This is a genomic window from Flavobacterium sp. FlaQc-57 (assembly GCF_044007395.1).
Lineage (GTDB): Bacteria > Bacteroidota > Bacteroidia > Flavobacteriales > Flavobacteriaceae > Flavobacterium.
Genome location: NZ_JBIPDA010000001.1, coordinates 326,392 through 348,747 on the forward strand (window position 1 = coordinate 326,392; position 22,356 = coordinate 348,747).

A 22,356-nucleotide genomic window follows, 5' to 3' on the forward strand; every position below is an offset into this window, starting at 1 on the left:
GCTTTTTAAAAATTTAAAAAACAGTAATCCTTAAATAGAAATAATTCCCATAACCATTGCCGTTTTTACAGCTTCGGTAGTATTGGAGACTTTCATTTTCTCTATTATATTTTGCCTGTGGCGACGAACGGTATAAACTGAAATATTGAGCTGTGCTGCGATTTGTAAACTGTTACTTCCTTTGGCTACAAACGTCAGGATTTCCAGTTCTCTTTTAGAGAGCAGGGTCTGTTCGTAATGCTTGTATTTTTCGATCGCAATAACCTCACCCGTTTCTATATTCACTATTTTCCCGTCGATTCCTAAACGAGGCTGAATATCTGCTGACGGTGCGTAAAGACATAATGCCAACCAGACGCTTCCGTTGCTAAAGCTTTTTAGATAAATGGTTCTGTGGTTGATATAGGCACAATTCTCAATTGTGTTTTGGGTTCGTATCCTGCTTGATGTACTGTATTTATGACTGTCCTGAAAAGGCTGGCTTTTGAGGTACTGAAAATAATTTAATTCTAATATGTGGCGTTCAATTAAATCATCCGGATGAATTTTGGTAAAAATACACTCTTCAAAAGCAGAATCAATAACGGAGTTTTCAGAAGGCAGTCCAAATACCCTTCCGAAATTACCGGCATAAATATAACTACAGTCTGCTTGAAAATCAGACAATACAGCCACACACTGATCAAGGCTTACATAACCTGCAACTAATTTCTTGAATGTTTCTATATCATTGCATTCTTCGATCGAAAATGTTTGCTCTAATAAAGTGGCTGATAATTGATTCTCGACGGACACATTTGACATAAACGGAACTTAAAATGGTTAATTTTACGTATTGCAGCTTTTAGGAAGCAGTGGTATTTTTGGATTAACTAAAATATAATTTTTCTATTAAAAAAAACATTTTATGAAATCAAAATTTTATGGCCTATGCATTTTATCCGGATTAACTTTGTTAACGGGTTGTGGCAACAATAACCAAAAAGAAACAGCTGTTACTTCAAAAAACAATACAAAAACAGATTCTGCTTTTGTCAATGGTAGTCCTTGTGATATTAAACTTCCTAATATTCATTTTACAAAATCAGTTAATGATGCAGATAAGCTTGCAGAAGCTGATTATGGTAAAGTAGTATTCCGCGCTGGCGAAAAAAAAGATTATTTCTCTGATCCCAACGGGCAATTATCCAATAATAGTGCTCCTATTCTACTCTCGAAAGTCGATAATACAAAACCTTTTACTTTAATCTCTAAAGTAACGCCGGAGTTCACTGAGAAAGGATTATACAATGCCGGTGTCTTATATATTTATGTCAATGATAATTTTTATCAGAAATTCTGCTTTGAGCAGGATGAGCGTGGCAATCATCGTGTTGTAACGGTTCGTACAATTGGCACTTCTGATGATAACAATCACGATATTGTCAAAAGCCCAACGATATATATGAAAATATCATCTGATACCCGAACCGTTGCGAGTTACTATTCGCTAGATAAAAAAAACTGGCAGATGGTTCGTTTGTATAAAAACAATTATCCTGCTAGCATCTGGATGGGAATTAGTACACAATGCCCTGTCGATAAAGGAACCCAAAGTATTTTTGAAGAAATTAGCCTGGATCAAAAAAGTGTTACAGATTTCAGAATGGGGAATTAAATGCTTTATTCAAATCGTACTTAGTTTCAAGTAAATCCAAATCTAAAATACTTAAAACCAAAAAAGTACAATATAGTGCTTGCTTAACTTAATAACATTGGCCTCGCGTCGCGGGAGAGTGATTTAATTTATACAGCAAACGGTAATCACAAAATATAGTTAACCATTTAAATAATGAATAATGAAAAAAATAATTCTCTTTTTATATGTTGGATTACTTCCTTTAATCGTTTTTAGTCAAGGAATCACAAAAGTATGGGAGTCAGATTCTCTTTTTTTAAAACCAGAATCGGCACTTTATGATTCTTCTAAAAAGATTATTTACATCTCAAATATAAATGGTGAATACCTTGCCAAAGATGGCAACGGATTTATTTCAAGAATTAAAACAAATGGGAAAATAGAAACACTGAAATGGGTTGATGGCTTGGATAATCCACAAGGTATGGGTTTATATAAAAACAAATTGTATGTTGCAGACATTAACAGAGTGATTCAGATCAATACCAATACTGCTAAAATAGAAAAAATATACAAAGTTGATTCTGCCAAATTCTTTAATGATATCGCATCTGATACCAACGGAGATATTTACATTTCTGATTGTTTTGATAATAAAATTTATAAAATATCAGATGGAAAAATAAAAGTATGGCTTGAATCTGACATTCTTTCTAAACCAAATGGATTATTATGTACAAAAGACAATGTCTTAGTGCTGAATATGAAAAATCAAACCGCTTTTGCTATAAACAAATTGAGCAAAAAGTCTCATGAATTTTTTAATGGTATTGATAATTTAGACGGTATTGTTAGTGATGGTAAAAACGGATATATAGTGTCCGGCGCCTGGCAGGGACAATTGTTTCATATCGATTCAGGAGGGAATAAAAAATTAATTATTGATTTAGGTAAAGAAAAAATCATCACTGCAGACATCGAATATATTGCAAAGGACAACTTATTGATAGTTCCAACTTTAAATAAAACAGTAATTGGATATCAATTGACTAAATAATATAAGATGCCCAGTACCTAAACTACTGATTTATATTTAAAAAATAATTTTGATAAGAGAATAAATGATCAAACCTCTAAAAATCCGGATAATTTTAAAGGTTTGGTCATTTTACAAAAAAACAGATTGTTTTTATTTATTAAAATAGTTTTCAAACAAAGCCAATTGGTTTGATAACGATTTGTTCCAATACTTGGGGTCATGTCCACCAAGCGATTCAATGTAAAAATGCTCGATTTTTTCATTTGTTAGAAGTTGATGAAAATCTCTGTTCATCCCAATCATTTGGTAATCATATATACCACAATCTAGTACATACAGTTGATTTGCTAAAGCCATTTGATTTATTTTTTCAAATGTAAAATACTCCTTGGGTAAGCTCTTAAATTCTCCTAAAACTTTATCTGCCTGATAAGTATGGAAATTTTCTCCAAAGCGATTAAAATCTAATGCACCACAAGAACTACCCACGATAGAAAAAGTATTTTTATAAAAAACTCCAATATTCAATGCGCCATATCCTCCCATGCTCCATCCAAGAATTCCTCTAAACTTTCGATTTTGTATTGTCGGATAATTTACGTCCACGTATTCGACCAGTTCCTTTCCTATAAAAGTTTGATATTGCGACGACTTATCTATTGGACTGTCGACATACCAACTATTAAAATTACCGTCGGGTAAGACATAAATTGTATTGTATTTTTGAGCTTTAGCGGCAAGATCCGGAATATCTTCTTTGTAAGTTCGGTCGGCATTTCCGCTATAACCATGAAGAATATAAATAGTCTTATACTTTTTCCCTTTAAAAAGTTTTGGAGTAATAATTACAGTTTCGATTTCCTTATTCATTTTTTGGCTAAATACCTTTTTATGAATAATATCCTGTGCCGAAATAGATAATGATAATGCCAGCAGTACAGCTGTACTAATTAATGTTTTCATTTTTTATATTTTTTATGATGACACAAAAGTCAGATATAAAAAATTTTCAAACATTTACATTTGTTGATGAATTAAAACTTTATTTTTTTTACGTATTCGACTCAATTGAGTTGCTGTTATGCCTAAATATGGACTATATGATGTTTTTTTGCTAATTACTCCTGATTGTAATAAAAACACTTTTAAGAATCAGATTCAGCAGCGTATTGATCTAATAAATCTAATGTTGGTACAAAAAATAATGCTCCGGTTTCTGCAGTACTAAAATCCAGTATGCGATCGTAATTTCCCGGTGGGTTACCAATGAACATATTCTCTAACATTTTTCTTGTCGTACTGAATTTACTGGCATAAGAAATAAAATAGGTACCTACTTCTCCTTTAGAAGGATTTCCAAAAGGCATATTATCCCGTACAATTTTAAGTTCATCGCCATTTTCATCTGTAATAGCCGTCAGAGCGCTATGAGAATTTGTCGGTTTCACTTCATCTGCCATTTCAATATCGTTCATTTTAGATCTGCCAATTACTTTTTCCTGATCTTCAGTAGATAAATTTTCCCAATTTTTCATATTATGGAAATACTTTTGGACAAAGAGATAGCTTCCTCCTTTATAAGCAGAATCCTCCTATCCTACTACTGCAAAAAATTGTCTTTCATCTCCTATCGGATTTTCTGTGCCATCAACAAAACCGATGATCGAACGACCATCCCAATATCTAAATCCGTGGATTTCTTCAAGACATTCTGCAACTGGTTCCAGCACATTTGAAATCGCCATAGCCATATCAAAACAAATCGCGACGTTTTGAGCTCTTAAATGAAAATGAAGATCTCCTGCAGTAGATTTTGCGATATGCTTTGATCCTGCTATTGGTTCAAAATTCGTTAATTCTAAAGGTAACGGTTTTGGTAATCCAAGTTTTATCCACGCATCATGCCCAATACCCATTACGCAACTGCTTCGCCCATTGGGAATTCTTATTGTAAAAGAATTATTCAAATTACTTACCAGCGAACAAATTTTCTCAAATGCAGACTTTATACCAGGCTCATTTTTAAATTTCCAAACCATAAAAATGGTATTATTATTTGGGTAGTCCGTAACATTTTGCGATTGATTCATACTTGTATCTCTAAAGTTATTTACAATTTAATTTTAGGCAAATGATCTCAACCTATTGTGAATTACATTTAAACTGTTAAATTAAAATTAATAATAAAAAATAACTTGTAAAGTAAAAAGTAAATCTAAATCGTAACTTTTAATACTTAATACAAACATCCCTAAATTGTAGCTGTACCTATAGTAGAATTCAGTCAGTTCAAACTAGTCAAAATACTTAAGAATAATTGTTTTGACATCATCATTTTCGGTCAGGTCTAAACAAATGTCTATTCAAAACAAAAAGCCTCCATTATTTCTAATGGAGGCTTTTTATTCATCATTTTTATTATCAATAAAATTTATCTAAAAAGCGATATTGTATCAGCCAGATTTTCTTTAATTATAAATGCATTAATAAATTCCTGCACTTCAATTTTGGTTTCAACCGGAGTTTCAAATGAGTTAATATGAAATTCATCATCCTGATCAAGAATATGTATAATTTCGGTATATCCTTTAGAAATTAAGCTTCCTTTTAATTTAATTATATTCAACTGTTGTTGACTATCCAACTCCTTACGAACTTTTAGTTTTATAGCTTTTTCCATTGTAAATATTTTTAAATTAATAATGATCCAATTCTCATCAAATGTAAATATTTTTTATTTTTTTATCTGTTAAAAAAAATGAGATACTTTATTATTTACTAACAAATTAACAACACATGTTTAACTCTTAAAAAATTACATTAAACTGTTTAGTAAACTTTCAAATTAAAGCCTAAAAATCAATACGAGAACCCGTAAATACTAGAAAACTATTTCATAGAATGAAATCGATTATTTCTCTTCAAAGGCATTCAAACAATAAAAGTCGGTTTACGTTTTAAATAAAAACAACAAAAAATTTCATTTCACACTGATTATCAACATTTTTATTCTCGCCAATAACATAAAAATTAAAAACTGTAAACTCTCAAGTTATTTTTATCACATTTTATATATTTGCATTTATTTTAATTAAGTCTAAATAAAACATGATAAAATACGCTACTCTACTTCTTGTGTTCTTTTCTATAAGTTCACTTTCGGCACAAGAAATATCCAAAACAAACTCTAATAAAGAAAAAGATAAAAACTCAAAAATTCAGGACAGCATCTTAAAGGATAAGTCTGCTACTAATAACGAATTACAAGAAATTGTGGTTTCTGCATCCAGAAAGGCCGAAATTTTAGACGAAGTTCCGTCTTCTGTTACGTTACTTTCTAAAAAACAAATACAACAACAATTAAGTATAAGTTCTAATCTTAGTGACATCTTAGGTGCATCTGTACCAGGTTTAGGTTTTACGACTAACAGAACTCAAAATTTAGGTCAGACTTTACGTGGACGCAGAGTATTGGTCATGATTGATGGCATTCCGCAATCTACACCTTTAAGAGATGGAGCAAAAGACATGCGCTCTCTGGATCCTACAGTTTTAGACCGTGTCGAAGTTATTAAAGGAGCCACGGCTATTTACGGAAATGGTGCTGATGGTGGTTTGATAAATTACATTACGAAAAGGGCAAACACAGATAAAACCATAAGCGGATCGACTGAGGTTGGAACAAATTTCTCTCTTGTAAAACCTAAAGAAACAGCCGGTTTCTTTGTGTCTCAATTATTTTCGGGAAAAGTAAAAAAGATCGATTATGTTGTTAGCGGTCGTTACGAAGAAACTGGTCTTTATCGTGATGCCAAAGGGCGTGTGCTTTCGCCGGAATATGGTATGAATGATCTGAAAAATTATAATGCTTTTGCGAAAATTGGTTATGATCTCAATTCAAACAATCGCTTAGAAGTAATGTATAACTATTTCCAAAGCACACAACATACAGATTATATTGCAAAAGCGGGCGTTTATGGCAATTTTGATTCACCAACTATTGGAGTTAAAGGACAAAGACCAGGTGAGCCTGAAGGAACTCCTTATAATCATAATGCAAGTTTAAGTTATATTGGAAAGAATGTTATTGGCAATACTGATGTTAATGCTACGCTTTATTTTCAAGATTATCTTACGTTAATTAACTACAGTGACTTTTTTCAAAATAACGGACAGCCGGCTACACAAAGTAAGAAACTGGGTTTTCGTCTAAATTTAAACACACCATATGAATTCAGTTCTCTTCTATCTGGTAATTTAACGTATGGATTAGATATTCTTTCGGATATTACTGATACGCATCTTACTGATGGAAGATTAGTAATTCCTGAAATGAAAATGAACAATTTAGCCCCTTATTTTCAGCTTAAAAATATGTTTGGACCAGATCTTGTTTTTAAAACCGGCTTAAGACTTGAAAACGTGAACATTGATGTTCCGGGTTATACGACTATTGGTATTCGTAATTATGTAAACGGAACTTATGTAGGCGGCGGTGTCGCAGTAAATGGCGGAGCATTAGATTTCAATGCTCTTATGTTTAATGCAGGTTTACGATACACAAAATGGACTTTGTTTAAACCTTTTATTAGTTTTTCTCAAAGTTTTAGTGTGGCTGATTTAGGTTTGGTGTTGCGTGCTGCTAAAGAAAACACAGTAAATAATACTTCAATAAAAGCGGTTACAGCAAATAATTATGAATTTGGATTCTCTGGAGCTTTAAACAAACTTTCTTATGAAGGTGCTTTGTATTACAGTACATCAAAATTAGGAGCTTCGTATGTTTATATTGACGGAAATCCGCAGATTTCACGCTCACCCGAAAAAATTTATGGTTTCGAATTGTCTGCTAAGTATCGTCTTTTTTCAAAAATGGATGTTGGTGCTAACTATTCTTTTACTGAGGGAAAACGCGAACTTACAGACAAAAAAGTATATTTGGGAGGCGATCGTATAAATCCGCCCAAAATAGCTGCTTATACTATTTTTAGACCTTTAGAAGATTGGTCTATTTTTCTACAAATGATTAGTACTACAGGAAGAGACAGATTTCAACCCGTAAATGGAGCGTATACTTATGGAACTGGTCCTATAAAATCTTTTACGGCTTTCAATCTTTCGTCGAGCTACACCTTCAAAGAAAAAAGCACTATTCGTTTAGGTGTCGAAAATCTATTTAATAAAGATTATTATACGGTTATTTCGCAATGGCAGTCGAGCAATATGAATTATGTAAAAGAAAATGGTACACGCATGACTATTAGTTTTACGCAAGCTTTTTAGAATTTCTTTAAAATCACAAATCCTAAAATTCTTTAGTAAAATAATTTAACTGAGGATTTTTAAAACTAAAAATAGCCTCCAAAATCAAATGATTTTTGGAGGCTTTATTTTTTATTTGAATCTTCTTAAAAACCAATATTGTTTACCGGATCAGTAAAACTGCAACCACAATCGCGACGCATGTTTTTGGCTTGTTTAAAAATGTATTTAAGGTAAAACTGGTGAGACGATTGCGCATATTTACCCAATTCATTTGTATTGTAATCATAAGCATAACCTACCTGAAAGTCCTGTAATATATTAATTCCCATCATGGCAGTAACCGCAGAATTTAATCGGTATGAAGCTCCAAAACGAAATTGTTCCATATACTCAAAGTTTAAAGCAAAATCTATTGCAAAAGGCACATTTGAAGCCGCTTTTGCCAATATGGAAGGTTTAAAAAGAAGATCATCGCTAAGCGCCGTCTGATATCCTGTTGTAAAGTAAATTTGAGGTTTGGCCGAAAGTGTAACTTCTTTAATTTCTGGATCAAACTTTTCTTTTATCAAATTTGGAGACGATACTCCAATAAACCAACTCTGCGTATTGTATAGAAAACCTAATCCTATTCGTGGCGTTATTTGATTATTAATATTATTCCTGAAACTATTATCATTAGAATTGCCTAAATCAAGTCGTGTATAATCTACATTTAGGCTGTTAAACCCTGCTTTTAAACCAAAAGTAAGCATGTTTATATCATTTGTATAAATGGTATACGAATAGTCTCCTGTTACAATTAATTGTTGAGTTACTCCTGCTTTTTCGTTTATTACATTAAATCCTGCTCCCATATTCATGGTAAGAGGAATATTTACATTCAGATTTTGAGTTTCCGGAGCGCCTTCAAAACCGGTAAACTGTGAGCGATGAAGTAATAAAATGCTTCCGTCAAAGAAACCTGCAAAAGCAGGATTAAAACTCGACATATTAATTTTATAATCTGAAAACTGAGCGTCTTGCTGTGCGTTGCCCGAAAACATAGTAAAAGTAACTAGTATGGCAAGTATATAATTAAATTTCATTTATATAATTCGATTTGTAGGTTTACGGATTCAGGTGTAAAAAGCCTTTTTTTGTAATGCGTATATTGTCATGGTTTGTAAAACTAAATACATAATAGTAGGTTCCAAAAGGAAGCAAACCATTCCCGCCTCCTAATCCCTTATTGGCGTAACCACTAAATTTATTGTCTTCATTTCCATAACTTGAAGTTTCGAAAACTAAACTTCCCCAACTATTAAAAATTTCCAGTTTATTGTCTTTAAAAGTATCTGCACCTTCAATATCAAAAAAGTCATTTACTCCGTCACCATTGGCTGATATACCGTTATGCACGACAACATCACAATAACGGAAGTTGACTTCAACCTCCAGTCTTTGAGAACTTTCGCATTCTGGTCCCACCAATGCTGCATAGTATTTATGTTTATCTTCTAAAACCGTAAAACCGTTTAGCGGAATACCTCCTGAAGCTCTGTCATACCAAAGAATCTCTTGTTCATTGGTAACAAGATCTGTAATTAAGGTTTCTTTTTCTTTACAAACATATTGTACAGAATTCCCTGTTGGAGCTGCAACATCGTTCACAATTATAGTTACGGGAACTCTTTGACTATAGCAGCTCCCTTTAAAAGTTGCTGCATAATATGTTTTACTTTCTAACTGGGCGCTTAGTGCTAAAGGTTGAGACGAATTAGCATCGTTAAACCATTTTACATTCGTTTCTTTAACTTCAACATCGCCAATACTCGGATAATCTACAGCACAAAAACTTTGGGTAAGATTAAGAAATGTTGGTGCTGAAAGTGGCAAAATTGTAACTATAGCGGTTTGAGAATCCGAATTTCCACTGCTATCTGTAATGGTCAATGTTACTGTATTTGCACCAATATTAGTACAATCAAAAGTACTTTTATCTAATACTTTTGTGGCTATTTTGCAATTATCAATTGAACCATTATCAATCTGCGATTCATTTATAGTAACATTTCCTGTAGCATCTAATTCAACCGTAATATTTTGTGTAACTACGATAGGCGCAATTTTATCTTCTACTGTTACAACCGCAACTTTTGAAGCCGAATTTCCATTAACATCTGTAACAGTCAAAGTGACATTATTTGCACCAATATTGGTACAATCAAATGTGGTTTTATCCAAAGTAATTTTGTCAATCGCGCAATTATCCGTTGAACCATTATTAATCAGCGCCGGAACAACTTCTGCCTTTCCTGTAGCATCAAGTTGGACTGTAATGTTTTTGGGGATAACATTTGGGGCAATCAAATCTTCTACAATTACGACAGCAGTTCCTGACGCTGAATTTCCGTTAACATCTAAAACTGTTAATGTTACTGTGTTTGCTCCAATATTAGTGCAATCAAAATCTGTTTTATCTAACGTTATTTTATCAATCGAACAATTATCCGTTGAGCCTTTATCGATTTGAGATTCGGTTATAGTAGCTTTTCCTAAAGCGTCTAATTGAATCGTAATATCTTGTGTGACAACTGTTGGTTTTACTTTATCTTCAATAGTAACAATCGCAGTTTTTGAATCTGAATTTCCATTAACATCCAAAACTGTTAGCGTTACTGTGTTTGCTCCAATATTAGTGCAATCAAAATCTGTTTTATCTAACGTTATTTTATCAATCGAACAATTATCCGTTGAGCCGTTATCGATTTGAGATTCAGTTATAATGGCTTTTCCTAAAGCATCTAATTGAACCGTAATATCTTGCGTGATAACAATTGGTTTTACTATGTCTTCAATAGTAACAATTGCTGTCTTTGAATCTGAATTTCCATTAACATCCAAAACCGTAAGTGTTACTGTATTTGCTCCAATATTCGAACAATCAAAAATGGTTTTGTCTAAAGTTATTTTATCAATCGAACAATTATCCGTTGAGCCGTTATCGATTTGATATTCGGTTATTGTCGCTTTTCCAAAAGCGTCTAATTGCACCAAAATATCTTTTGTGGCAACTATTGGTTTTATTTTATCTTCAACCGTAACGATTGCAGTTTTGGAGTCCGAATTTCCATTGATATCTAAAACTGTAAGTGTTACTGTGTTTGCACCGATATTCGAACAATCAAAGGTGGTTTTGTCTAAAGTTATTTTATCAATCGAACAATTATCCGTTGAACCGTCGTTAATTTGAGATTCGGTTATTGTCGCTTTTCCTAAAGCGTCTAATTGAACCGTAATATCTTTCGTGATAACAATTGGTTTCACTTTGTCTTCAACCGTAACAATTGCTGTCTTTGAATCTGAATTTCCATCAACATCCAAAACTGTAAGTGTAACAGTATTTGCACCGATATTCGAACAATCAAAAGTGGTTTTGTCTAAAGTTATTTTATCAATTGAGCAATTATCTGATGAACCATTATCAATTTGAGATTCGGTTATAGTAGCTTTTCCTAAAGCGTCTAATTGAACTGTAATATCTTTCGCGATAACTGTTGGTTTCACTTTGTCTTCAACAGTTACAATTGCTGTTTTTGAATCTGAGTTTCCGTTAACATCTAAAACTGTTAATGTTACTGTATTTGCTCCAATATTCGAACAATCAAAAATGGTTTTGTCTAAAGTTATTTTATCAATCGAACAATTATCCGTTGAACCGTCGTTGATTTGAGATTCGGTTATTGTCGCTTTTCCTAAAGCGTCTAATTGAACCGTAATATCTTTCGTGATAACAATTGGTTTCACTTTGTCTTCAACCGTAACAATTGCTGTCTTTGAATCCGAATTTCCATTAACATCTAAAACCGTAAGTGTTACTGTGTTTGCACCGATATTCGAACAATCAAAGGTGGTTTTGTCTAAAGTTATTTTATCAATTGAGCAATTATCAGTTGAACCATCGTTGATTTGAGATTCGGTTATAGTTGCTTTTCCTAAAGCGTCTAATTGCACCAAAATATCTTTTGTGATAACCGTTGGTTTCACTTTATCTTCAACCGTAACGATTGCAGTTTTGGAGTCCGAATTTCCGTTAGCATCTAAAACTGTAAGTGTTACTGTATTTGCACCAATGTTTGTACAATCAAAAGCTGTTTTATCGAGCGTTATTTTATCAATCGAGCAATTATCCGTTGAACCGTCGTTGATTTGAGATTCGGTTATTGTCGCTTTTCCTAAAGCATCTAATTGAATTGTAATATCTTTAGTGATAACAGTTGGTTTCACTTTGTCTTCAACCGTAACAATTGCGGTTTTTGAATCTGAATTTCCATTAACATCTAAAACTGTAAGTGTTACGGTGTTTGCACCGATATTCGAACAATCAAAAGTGGTTTTGTCCAGAGTTATTTTATCAATTGAGCAATTATCAGTTGAACCATCGTTGATTTGAGATTCGGTTATAGTGGCTTTTCCTAAAGCGTCTAATTGAACTGTAATATCTTTCGTGATAACAATTGGTTTCACTTTGTCTTCAACAGTTACAATTGCTGTTTTTGAATCTGAGTTTCCATTAACATCTAAAACCGTAAGTGTTACAGTGTTTGCACCGATATTCGAACAATCAAAAGAGGTTTTGTCCAGAGTTATTTTATCAATTGAGCAATTATCAGTTGAACCATCGTTGATTTGAGATTCAGTTATAGTGGCTTTTCCTAAAGCGTCTAATTGCACCAAGACATCTTTTGTGGCAACTATTGGTTTTATTTTATCTTCAATGGTAACAATTGCTGTTTTGGAGTCCGAATTTCCGTTTACCTCTAAAACCGTTAATGTTACTGTATTTGCGCCAATATTGGAGCAATCAAAAGTGGTTTTATCTAGAGTTATTTTATCAATCGAGCAATTATCCGTTGAACCGTCGTTAATTTGAGATTCGGTTATGGATGCTTTTCCTAAAGCGTCTAATTGCACCAAAATATCTTTTGTGGCAACTACTGGTTTTATTTTATCTTCAACCGTAACGATTGCAGTTTTGGAGTCCGAATTTCCGTTTACGTCTAAAACTGTTAGTGTTACTGTATTTGCGCCAATATTCGAACAATCAAAAGTGGTTTTGCCTAAAGTTATTTTATCAATCGAGCAATTATCTGTTGAACCGTCGTTAATTTGAGATTCGGTTATGGATGCTTTTCCTAAAGCATCTAATTGTACAGTAATATCTTTTGTTACTACAATAGGAACTTCAGTATCTTTTACGGTAACCTTAAAGGAGCAAGTGTGTATAACATTATTTTTATCTGTAACTTCAAATGTATTTGTGGTGGTTCCAACCGGAAATAAACTTCCACTACGCAATCCGGCAATTCGTTTTATTATTAAAGATCTTCCTACCCATTTTAAAGCATTTGCTATTATTTTATCCCCATTTGTAGAAACATCCCAGCCATCAGGATTTACAGTACTAGAAATTGGGTAAAAATTTAAACTAACACGTTTTGCAAAATTTAGACCTATATTTTCTTTTGCAATAACCAACATGGCACCATCGTTATAACGTGACACCACATAAGAACCAGGAGTTATTTGTGTAGAACTAGATCGAAAACCGCGTGATCCTGTATTAAATGTTACCACATCTTTCATTATCGGATGATTTGGAACATCAATTGTACCCAAACTCGAAAATGCTACTTCAGCATAATCACTTGGAACCAGCACTCTATATTCATCTGTATTATACAATCCGGTAATAGCTTGGTTGGCATTGTCAAAAACCGCGTCTACAACACCACCGCCACTATCGATATATTGAGCCAATACGTCACCTAGACTAGGCATTCCAATACTACCATAAGAACTATAAACAAGTATAACATCATACTTTTGTAAAACTGCTAAATCAGGAGTAAAAGTCGATATATCTATCAGATCTACTACATCAAATTCATGAGTGTTCTCCAATTTCTGTTTCACATCCGAGCCCAAATCATAATGATATCCACCTAGAATGAGTGCTTTTGTTTGTTCTTTTTCAAAATTATAATTAACAATAGCGCCACATTTATTCAGATCATTGTTATTTATGATAATATCGGCAGGACATTTTAAAGGAATTGTTACAATGGCAGTTTTTGTGCTTGTATTACCACTTAAATCTTTCACAGTTAATGTCACAGTGTTTTCTCCCAAATCGTCAAAACTAAAATTAGTTTTATCAAGCGTCTTCGAAGCAATACCGCAATTATCTGTCGAACCATTATCGATTTGATCGGCCGTAATAGTTGCGTTTCCATTTGCATCTAGCTGAACTGTAATATCTTTTGTTTTTACAACAGGAAGTTCAGTATCACTAACAGTCACTGTAAAAGTTTGAGTATAAGTATTTGCATCTTCATCTGTTATCTTTACTGATATTGTTGTGGTTCCTGACTGACCGGCAACACTTGTAAAATCAAGGGTACGCAAAGCTCCTGTACCTGATAGTACTAAATTTGCATCTGGAATAAGAGTTTGATTTGACGAAGTTGCGGAGACAATAAGATTATTAGGCGATGTTTTATCATCAGATATAGTAAATTGAACAGCGTCAGATTCGCCCCCACAAACCATTGTTACCGGTTTTATTACCGTAATAAAAAGTTGTTCAGAAAGCTTACTTATCATTCTGTACAATAAATTTAATATTTCAACTTTTGGCCCCCAAGCTGTATTTTCAAACCATGAAGTTGTTAATCCTGAAAAACGAACCAATCCGGAACCTATTTTCTTTTCGGCCAAAATTGTTGCTCCTGAAGGAGAAGTTAAAATATTGTTTAATCCAACACCAGAAAAAGTATTGTGTGCAATTGCTTGTCCCTGATAATTTGTAACTGTTACAGGCTGATAGGGAGATAAAGTAAAAAAAGGATCAGAATTGTCTACTGCCACTGCAGTTAACGAATAAATAAACTCACTAGTAACACCAAAACCTACATTATAAGGTGGTGAATTTAAATATGTAGCTGCGTTTATCAGTAAAGTTCCTCCTGCATTAACCCAGTTTTCTATGATTGTAGCATTATCAGTAAGAAAAGTTATCATTTGACTCGTATTGCTTTCACTACCTTCTATCCAAATAAATTTTCTGTTAGCATCAAAAAGAGCAGTTACGTTTACTGTACTATAATTATACTGAGACCAATCTGCGCCATAGACGGTATTCATTGCATTAATATTTGTAGGTGATCCCCACGGTTGAAAGGTTGAACTTAAATATCCAGCAGTTGTTTGACTATGAAGTTTTAATATGCTAAATAAGAAGAAGAATAGTATTTTTTTTTTCATATCTAAAATGAGAAGTTAATAGTGATTTCTAAAAACACCAACTCTAAATATCTTTTATTTAACAATTGAAATTATCTTTAAAAAACATGAGGAGTATATTGACAAATTTAAAGCATCAGTTATACTTTCAATAAAAGCAAGGGGGGACAAAAGGGGGACATTTTACACTTCGAAAACCTGTAAAATCAGCTTATTATAAATTACTCTTTACTCTAAAGTTATTTTTTTTATTATTTTTACAATCCCAAAAACAAATACTACAGCCAAAAACCAAATGCTTTTAAAAAAAACCTACTGTATCTTTTTACTTTTTTTTGTGTTTCAACTAATGGCACAAAATGCTCAAATCCGAGTGTCATCTTTTGAAAATAACAGCAAAAACTTTGAGGCAATTTTAGAGCAGGAAAAATCTTTTGATACGGATACTATCGCCTTAAAAAACTATCTACAACCTCTTACTAAAAATAAATATTACAGCGTTTTTTACGAAGCGTTACTTGCCAACGGATATAGCGATTTTTACAACTCGTTAAACAACAAAAGTGATTTTTACTATTTACAATCTATTAAAAAAGCCAAACTTTTAAAGGAGTTAAATATTGAAACCTGGGCTCAGCTTAATTATGTAAGCTATCTCTATCACTACAGAAATTATATCAAGATGACACCTGTATTGCTTAAAATACTGGATCAAATTGAGCAATTACCATCAGAAAAAATTATTCAACCCGGTGAATCCTTCAAAAAAATTGGATGGATTATGCAAACGCTTGGCGATTATAAAGAATCTACCTATTACTTAAATCTTGCCAAAAAACATACCCCAAAAAAAACTGCGGAGTATGCCACAATTCTTGACAACATTGGTATTAACTATTTAAATTCTTTAGATCTTAAAAATGCTGAAGCTTATTTTCTAGAAGCTGCTGCTTTAGCAAAACAAGTTCAGGATGAGGTTCGATATGCCAAAGCACTTGGAAATTTAGCAGTCGTAAAACAGAAAAATGGAGATTTTAAAACCGCTATTTCTTTAGTTAAAAAAGATATTAGTATCTCAAAATCTCAAAAAAGCGACCAGAACACCATGTATGCTTCTATCCTATTGGCAGAATTGTATGTGGCTGACAAAAATTTTGAAGAGGTTAATCAAGTTTTAAAAGATGCGCAAGCTATTGCACGTTCAAAACCGTATTTTGAAAAATCTGAACTTCAGATTATTCAGCTTCAATTACAAATTTTACAAAAGCAAGGTAAAACGGATAATGAATTGGTGTTAAGAAGACGAATGCTTGTTCTTCAGGATTCTCTGGAAACCAAAGATGGCGATATGGCTATCAATAAGTCAAACTGGATGATTCAGAAAACAAAATTTCAACAAAATATAAACCGTACAAAAGCGCAATACAAACACGAAACTTCTGTTAAAAACATTTATGCAATTATTATCATATTGGCTTTTGTATTGCTTATCGCTCTTTACTTTATTTTTAAGAAACATTTGAAAAAAAGGCAATTTGAATACAAGCAAAATGTTACTTCTTTAAAAACTGAAAAAATTAAAAGCGAACAAAAATTATCTGAGGTAAACGAAAACTTAAACTCTCATGTTGCTTATCTAAAAGATAAAAACAATCAAATCAAGAGATTAAAAAATGAGATTGAGCAAATTAAACAATCACCATCTCATAGTCTTGAAAAAGGAAATTTAAGTACTTTACTGGAATCGCATTTAATGACAGATGAAAACTGGAATAGTTTTAAGAGAGAATTTCAAAAAGAATATCCTGAATTCTATCGTTTACTAGAAGAAGATTTTCCGGAAATTACAGATTCTAATAAACGAATATTATTACTCCAAAAACTACAATTCAATAATACCGAAATTGCCGAATTATTGGGAATTACAACAGAGGCGGTTAAAAAATCTAAACAACGCCTTAAGAAAAAGCTTGGAGACAAATTCAATTTGCTTTTTGAACATATGAGTTCAAAAATGATGTAAACTAAAGAATATAGAGAAGAAATAAACTTCTTCTATTTAACTTGTTTTAATCTTCAGAAGATTGAAACACATACCTATTAACAAGAGCAAAAAGCCTGTAAAAATGCTTATTATCTATTTTTTTTGATAATTAAGCTTTAGAATCTTAAAATAGTTTAAAAATTACTCTTTATAAACCAGATACAAAAAAGCCCATTTCTTAAGAAATGGGCTTTTTTAATAATTAGTAAACTGTATATTTCTTTCAGATTATAGCTTACTTGGCATCAAACCATAGTTTTGTAGTCAATAAATCTTTTCCCTGAGCAGATACTGCAGCCTGGTAGCTAGTTCCATTCAACGATTGCTCTGTTCCAGGATAAAAGAAACGCGAAGGTATTTTTCCGTCCAAGACTGTAGCAGGACCAGCCGTTAACACAGGATAATCAAGTCTTCTCCACTCTACAAAGGCATCAAGACCTTGTCCGTAAAATGCAATCCATTTTTGCGTACCTATAGATTTAGCATAATTTGCTGCATCGTACTTCACAGTTGCCTGATTAAGATAATTAGAAATAGTTGTCGTATTTGTAATACCAAATTGATTGAACGATGCTGTAATAGCATCTTTATAAAGCTGCTCTGCATTCCCAGAAATATAACCACGAGCTACTGCTTCGGCAACATTAAACAACGTCTCAGAATAAGAAGCAATTACAGCAGGCGATGTTGACGTTAGGAAATAAGTTCCCGGTTTTGATGTTTTAGCAAAACCTTGGCTATTAGCATCACTGTTTGATAATCCGTTTGCACCTCCAACATATTTACCCACAGTAACATCTGATGGCAATTGTGCATAAACAGGTAAACGCGGATCTGATAATTCATTTAACTTATCAACCAATGTTTTTGAAATACGAAAATCGTCACGAGTTTCAAACCAAGCCGAAGCCGGATTTTGCTGCGGAGAACTGGTATAAGTAAATTTAAAAGTCTCGTCGTTATTGCTAATTAATCCTCCTGCATCACTTGTCGCGTCAATTGCAGCTTGTTTTGCTAAAGCAGGTTCTTTGTCCGAAATTCTCAAAGCAATACGTAAACGAAGTGAATTTACCAGTTTTTTCCATCTCGCTATATCACCTTTATAAGCCAAATCACCAGTTACTGCTCCATTTGCTGAACTTAACAAAGATTGAGCTTGTTTCAAATCTTCTAGTAATCCCGTATAAACTTCTTTTTGAGTATTATATGCCGGAGTTATTTTTTTACCTGCTTCTTTATAAGGAATACTACCGTAAGCATCTGTCAACAATAAAAACGTCCACGAGCGTAAGGTCAATGCAATTCCTTTGTAATTGGAATTTGCCTGCTCTGCCGGAAAATTAATAATTGTATTCAAATCCGTAATCAAAGTTGCGTAACCAGTATTCCACAAAGAAGTGAAAGATGTATTCGAAACATCGTATCTGTCCGGCTCTGTATATTGGATTTTAGCCCAATGCTGAACAAATAATAAAGACGAATTAAAGTTATTATCTGAACCCCAATATAAGTCAGCACCTTGTTTTAATGATCCTGTTAACAGGTAGGGTGCCAATGGCGTTTCTGTTGCATTTGGATTTTTATTAATATCATCCAGTGCATCATTACAAGAAGTCAGCGATAATGCAAATAGAGTTATATAGGCTATTTTTTTAAGCATGATTTTGTGTTTTAAAATTTAACATTTAAACTAAGACTGAAATTTCTCGTTGTTGGCAAAGCCAAACTCTCCAATCCCTGTGCATTTCCTGTATTAAAAGCTGTTTCAGGATCAATATTTGGAGCGTCTTTGTAGATAAATAAAAGATTACGACCTACTGCAGTAACGCTGGCACCATCTAGTCCAAGTCTTCTGGCAAATGATTTATTGAAATTATAAGCCAATTTAATTTCTCTTAGTTTTACAAATGTTGAGCTATAAATGTAAGCTTCGCTAATATTGTACGATGCTTTATAATATTCCTGTGCACTAAGAACTGTAGTATTAGGAGTTCCGTCAGCATATACACCTTTAAAGATCATACCGTCATCATAAACCGTTGATCCGGTTGGCGCACCTCCAGCTGGTAACAAAACTTTTGTAGTACCAGAAGTATAATAACTTAATCCGCCATTTGCAGCATCACGACCAGGAAGCGTTTGAGCAAGTACACCTGTATAATTACCAGTTCTGTTGGTTCCAGAAAAAATCTCTCCACCAACACTAGCATCGATAAGGAATGATAATTCAAGATTTTTATACGTCAATGTATTGGTAATACCCGCCAAATAATCTGGAGTATAATGTCCTAATACCTTCTTTTGCGGATCAGCTTTTGGTAATCCATTTGCACCAATTACTATATTTCCACTTGCGTCGCGTTGATAAGCTGTTCCGTAAAGCGCACCATAAGCTTGTCCTACAGATGCCAATACATCTACACCTCCAGAAGAACCAATTGTATAGTTTTGAATTTGTTTATCATAATCAAGAACTTCTACCTTACTGATATTTTTTGAATAATTTAAAGCCACATTCCATTTGAAATCCTGAGTTTGAATAGGGTTTCCATCCAATTGAATTTCAATACCGTGGTTGTTAATTTTACCTGCATTGATTAATTGCGAATTATAACCACTTGCTGTTGTTGTTTTTATCTCCAAGATCTGGTCAAAACTATTGGTGTTATAGTAAGCAAAATCAAAATGTAATCTGTTTTTCCAGAAAGAAGCTTCTAAACCAAGTTCTGTAGAACGGGTTGTTTCCGGTTTCAGGTTCTCATTAAGTTTCTTTTGTGATGAAGTTTGAATTGGATTTCCGTCAAATGCAGTTTGAAAATTGTAAACCGTTGCCAATTGATACGGATCTGCATCGTTACCTACTTCAGACCAACCTCCACGTAACTTTAAAAAGTCAAGCGTATTACTTTTTAAATTCAAAGCGTCAGAAACTACTAAACTACCGTTAATAGATGGATAAAAATAAGAGCGGTTACTGCTTGGCAATGTCGATGACCAGTCATTACGAGCAGTTACGTTTAAAAATGCATAGTTTTTATATCCAAATTGTGCCGAAGCATATGCGCTATATACTCTCAATCTTGACAATGAGTTTGATGATGTCAATGGATCACGCGAATTCGTTAATGTATATAAATCAGGTACAGCCAAGCGTGGTGCTTTCTGGTAATTGTTTGCATCACTATGGTTGCGTATATTAAACCCAGCAAGAGCATCTACAGTAAAATCGTCATTTATTTTTTTGGTGTATGTAAAAATACCTTCCGTATTTTGCTCGTTTACCGTATAAGCATCTTCAGCATAAGACCCGAAAGGAGTTCCGTTTGTACCATATTTAATCTCGTATTTTCTGCGATCATTATAATAGTCAACTCCTGTACGGAATTTAAAATTAAGTCCTTCAGCAAGTTTAGCATCCAAATGGATATCACCAATTAAACGGTTACGCTGCTGACTTGTAGTATTGTAATAAGCATTCCAGTACGGATTGCTATAATAACTGTTGTTCCAGTTGACATTTCTATTATTTCTAAGCTGATTGATATCTACCTGACGTCCAAACCAAAGAAACTGAAGCATAACTCCCGCAGCACGGTTACCAGATGGTCCACCCGGCAAAGCTGGCGCATCAGTAACAATATAGTTTCCTGTTACACCCACTTTTATGCCTTTAGATATTTGGTAATTAGTATTAATCGTAAAGTTTGTTTTGTTTATTTCACTATTAGGTACTGTTCCTGTTTGTTTTTGATTGTTTATTCCTAAACGAAAATCTGATTTGTCATCTGATTTAGCTACAGAAATACTATTATCAAAAGTAAGACCTGTATTAAAAAAGTCTTTCACATTGTTAGGATGAGCTACAAAAGGCACTGCCACCCCATTTGATGAAAATTGAGGAATAAGGCGTCCATCCAATTTAGGCCCCCAGCTTTCGTCAACTCCATCATTAATTCCGCCTCCTTTACCATCAAAATAACTAAATTTTCCATTTGATCCTTGTCCAAATGAATTTTGGAAACTTGGTAAAGTAGCCACTTGCGAGATTGTTATACCTGAACTAAAGCTAATACCTAATCCCTTTTGAGTTTTTCCTGATTTTGTAGTGATAAGAACAACACCATGAGCAGCACGCGACCCGTAAAGAGCAGCAGCATTAGGGCCTTTCAAAACTGTTAATGTTTCAATATCATTTGGATTTAAATCAGCAATCGCGTTTTTAAAATCGCGGGAAGCAGCTGCTCCTGCTACAGAATTCAGTTGCGAGTTATCTACCGGAACTCCGTCTACCACAAATAAGGGTTGGTTATTTCCAGATATAGAAGTTTCTCCACGAATAATGATACGTGAAGATCCCATGTCTCCTTGCGAATTAGTGATACGTACACCTGCCAATTTACCTGTAAGGCTATTTAAAAAATTCGTTTCTTTTGTGTCTGATAATTCCTTGCCTTTAAGTGCCTGTGTAGTATACCCTAAAGATTTCTTTTCTTTTGTAATACCAAGCGCTGTAACTACAACTTCAGACAATGCATTTTGTTCCTGAGTAAGATCAATTACTACTGAATTTCCATTGACTACAACTTCTGCTTTTTTATACCCCAAATAACTTACGACTAACGTATAAGGGAATTTTTGCCCTGTTTGGAAATAAAATTTTCCGTCAAAATCTGTTTGAACCCCGTGTGTAGTACCTTTAATGTTTACTGACGCACCAATAACAGGCTCTTTTGTAACAGCATCAATCACTGTTCCTTCGAGTTTAGACTGGATTAACGGTTTGGTTTCCTGAGCCTTAACCCCTATGGAAATCAACAAAATACACAACCATATATAGCTATTTAATTTTTTTTTCATTACTTTGTTTTAGTTTAATAAATAAGGCGAGACGAAAACGGAATTACTCCATTATCGCTTTCCTTATAGAGATGTACAATTTCTTTAAGCTTCACCATTTCTGCTGCAACAGAAGTGGTTTTTTTTTTTACCTGCATTGCATTCGTTCTTTCATTTTTCTTTTATTTTGGATTACTATTATTTGAATTGTTTTATACGCGATTTCATCTCATAAATTGAGAATCAGTCTTATTAAAAAGTTGATATGAA

Annotated in this window: 12 protein-coding genes and 1 pseudogene; 4 read left to right on the forward strand and 9 right to left on the reverse strand. The window is 33.4% G+C overall.

Annotated elements, in window-relative coordinates; genetic code table 11:
* Positions 1–30: 30 nt before the first annotated feature.
* Positions 31–804, reverse strand: coding sequence for a response regulator transcription factor (locus ACHRVZ_RS01445; protein ID WP_395420293.1), 774 nt, complete (start codon positions 802–804; stop codon positions 31–33).
* 103 nt (positions 805–907) lie between these two features.
* Between ACHRVZ_RS01445 and ACHRVZ_RS01450 the strand changes: the two genes are divergently transcribed.
* Positions 908–1,657, forward strand: coding sequence for a DUF1349 domain-containing protein (locus tag ACHRVZ_RS01450; RefSeq protein ID WP_395420295.1), 750 nt, complete (start codon positions 908–910; stop codon positions 1,655–1,657).
* A gap of 181 nt (positions 1,658–1,838) precedes the next feature.
* On the forward strand, positions 1,839–2,675 hold the full coding sequence (locus ACHRVZ_RS01455; protein ID WP_395420296.1) for an SMP-30/gluconolactonase/LRE family protein: 837 nt from the start codon (positions 1,839–1,841) through the stop codon (positions 2,673–2,675).
* 132 nt (positions 2,676–2,807) lie between these two features.
* Here ACHRVZ_RS01455 and ACHRVZ_RS01460 read toward each other — a convergent pair whose 3' ends face one another.
* The 3 genes and pseudogenes from ACHRVZ_RS01460 to ACHRVZ_RS01470 all read right to left on the reverse strand — a co-directional run bounded on the left by ACHRVZ_RS01460 (position 2,808) and on the right by ACHRVZ_RS01470 (position 5,337).
* Positions 2,808–3,620: an alpha/beta hydrolase gene (locus tag ACHRVZ_RS01460; RefSeq protein ID WP_395420298.1), complete on the reverse strand. Its 813-nt coding sequence runs from the start codon at positions 3,618–3,620 to the stop codon at positions 2,808–2,810.
* Between the two features lie 182 nt (positions 3,621–3,802).
* A pseudogene (locus ACHRVZ_RS01465) lies at positions 3,803–4,747 on the reverse strand (Dyp-type peroxidase).
* A gap of 341 nt (positions 4,748–5,088) precedes the next feature.
* Positions 5,089–5,337, reverse strand: coding sequence for a hypothetical protein (locus ACHRVZ_RS01470; protein ID WP_395420299.1), 249 nt, complete (start codon positions 5,335–5,337; stop codon positions 5,089–5,091).
* Positions 5,338–5,765: 428 nt separating this feature from the next.
* On the opposite strand from ACHRVZ_RS01470, the gene ACHRVZ_RS01475 reads away from it, so the two are divergent.
* Positions 5,766–7,940 carry a TonB-dependent receptor gene (locus ACHRVZ_RS01475; protein WP_395420300.1) on the forward strand — a complete coding sequence of 725 codons (2,175 nt, stop codon included), beginning with the start codon at positions 5,766–5,768 and terminating at the stop codon, positions 7,938–7,940.
* Between the two features lie 125 nt (positions 7,941–8,065).
* On the opposite strand, the gene ACHRVZ_RS01480 is transcribed toward ACHRVZ_RS01475, so the two are convergent.
* Together ACHRVZ_RS01480 and ACHRVZ_RS01485 are read right to left on the reverse strand one after the other, a co-directional pair.
* Positions 8,066–9,007 carry a type IX secretion system membrane protein PorP/SprF gene (locus ACHRVZ_RS01480; RefSeq protein ID WP_395420301.1) on the reverse strand — a complete coding sequence of 314 codons (942 nt, stop codon included), beginning with the start codon at positions 9,005–9,007 and terminating at the stop codon, positions 8,066–8,068.
* Positions 9,008–9,029: 22 nt separating this feature from the next.
* Positions 9,030–15,227 carry a gliding motility-associated C-terminal domain-containing protein gene (locus tag ACHRVZ_RS01485; protein WP_395420303.1) on the reverse strand — a complete coding sequence of 2,066 codons (6,198 nt, stop codon included), beginning with the start codon at positions 15,225–15,227 and terminating at the stop codon, positions 9,030–9,032.
* Between the two features lie 328 nt (positions 15,228–15,555).
* Between ACHRVZ_RS01485 and ACHRVZ_RS01490 the strand changes: the two genes are divergently transcribed.
* Positions 15,556–17,229, forward strand: coding sequence for a hypothetical protein (locus ACHRVZ_RS01490; RefSeq protein ID WP_395420305.1), 1,674 nt, complete (start codon positions 15,556–15,558; stop codon positions 17,227–17,229).
* Between the two features lie 256 nt (positions 17,230–17,485).
* On the opposite strand, the gene ACHRVZ_RS01495 is transcribed toward ACHRVZ_RS01490, so the two are convergent.
* From ACHRVZ_RS01495 to ACHRVZ_RS01505, 3 genes are read right to left on the reverse strand one after another with little or no spacing between them, the layout of a single operon-like run.
* Positions 17,486–18,910 carry a SusD/RagB family nutrient-binding outer membrane lipoprotein gene (locus ACHRVZ_RS01495; protein WP_395420307.1) on the reverse strand — a complete coding sequence of 475 codons (1,425 nt, stop codon included), beginning with the start codon at positions 18,908–18,910 and terminating at the stop codon, positions 17,486–17,488.
* 11 nt (positions 18,911–18,921) lie between these two features.
* Complete coding sequence (locus ACHRVZ_RS01500; RefSeq protein WP_395420309.1) at positions 18,922–22,107, reverse strand: SusC/RagA family TonB-linked outer membrane protein; 3,186 nt, start codon at positions 22,105–22,107, stop codon at positions 18,922–18,924.
* Between the two features lie 14 nt (positions 22,108–22,121).
* A complete protein-coding gene (locus ACHRVZ_RS01505) occupies positions 22,122–22,244 on the reverse strand; it encodes a hypothetical protein (protein ID WP_395420311.1) in 123 nt (40 codons plus the stop codon).
* Between the last annotated feature and the right edge of the window lie 112 nt (positions 22,245–22,356).

Bases quoted from the DNA above. Each gene is read 5' to 3' on its own strand.
- ACHRVZ_RS01500 (WP_395420309.1), bottom strand. From the start codon at position 22,107: ATGAAAAAAAAATTAAATAGCTATATATGGTTGTGTATTTTGTTGATT.
- ACHRVZ_RS01450 (WP_395420295.1), top strand. From the start codon at position 908: ATGAAATCAAAATTTTATGGCCTATGCATTTTATCCGGATTAACTTTG.
- ACHRVZ_RS01455 (WP_395420296.1), top strand. From the start codon at position 1,839: ATGAAAAAAATAATTCTCTTTTTATATGTTGGATTACTTCCTTTAATC.
- ACHRVZ_RS01485 (WP_395420303.1), bottom strand. From the start codon at position 15,227: ATGAAAAAAAAAATACTATTCTTCTTCTTATTTAGCATATTAAAACTT.
- ACHRVZ_RS01460 (WP_395420298.1), bottom strand. From the start codon at position 3,620: ATGAAAACATTAATTAGTACAGCTGTACTGCTGGCATTATCATTATCT.
- ACHRVZ_RS01475 (WP_395420300.1), top strand. From the start codon at position 5,766: ATGATAAAATACGCTACTCTACTTCTTGTGTTCTTTTCTATAAGTTCA.
- ACHRVZ_RS01505 (WP_395420311.1), bottom strand. From the start codon at position 22,244: ATGCAGGTAAAAAAAAAAACCACTTCTGTTGCAGCAGAAATGGTGAAG.
- ACHRVZ_RS01480 (WP_395420301.1), bottom strand. From the start codon at position 9,007: ATGAAATTTAATTATATACTTGCCATACTAGTTACTTTTACTATGTTT.
- ACHRVZ_RS01490 (WP_395420305.1), top strand. From the start codon at position 15,556: ATGGCACAAAATGCTCAAATCCGAGTGTCATCTTTTGAAAATAACAGC.
- ACHRVZ_RS01495 (WP_395420307.1), bottom strand. From the start codon at position 18,910: ATGCTTAAAAAAATAGCCTATATAACTCTATTTGCATTATCGCTGACT.
- ACHRVZ_RS01445 (WP_395420293.1), bottom strand. From the start codon at position 804: ATGTCAAATGTGTCCGTCGAGAATCAATTATCAGCCACTTTATTAGAG.
- ACHRVZ_RS01470 (WP_395420299.1), bottom strand. From the start codon at position 5,337: ATGGAAAAAGCTATAAAACTAAAAGTTCGTAAGGAGTTGGATAGTCAA.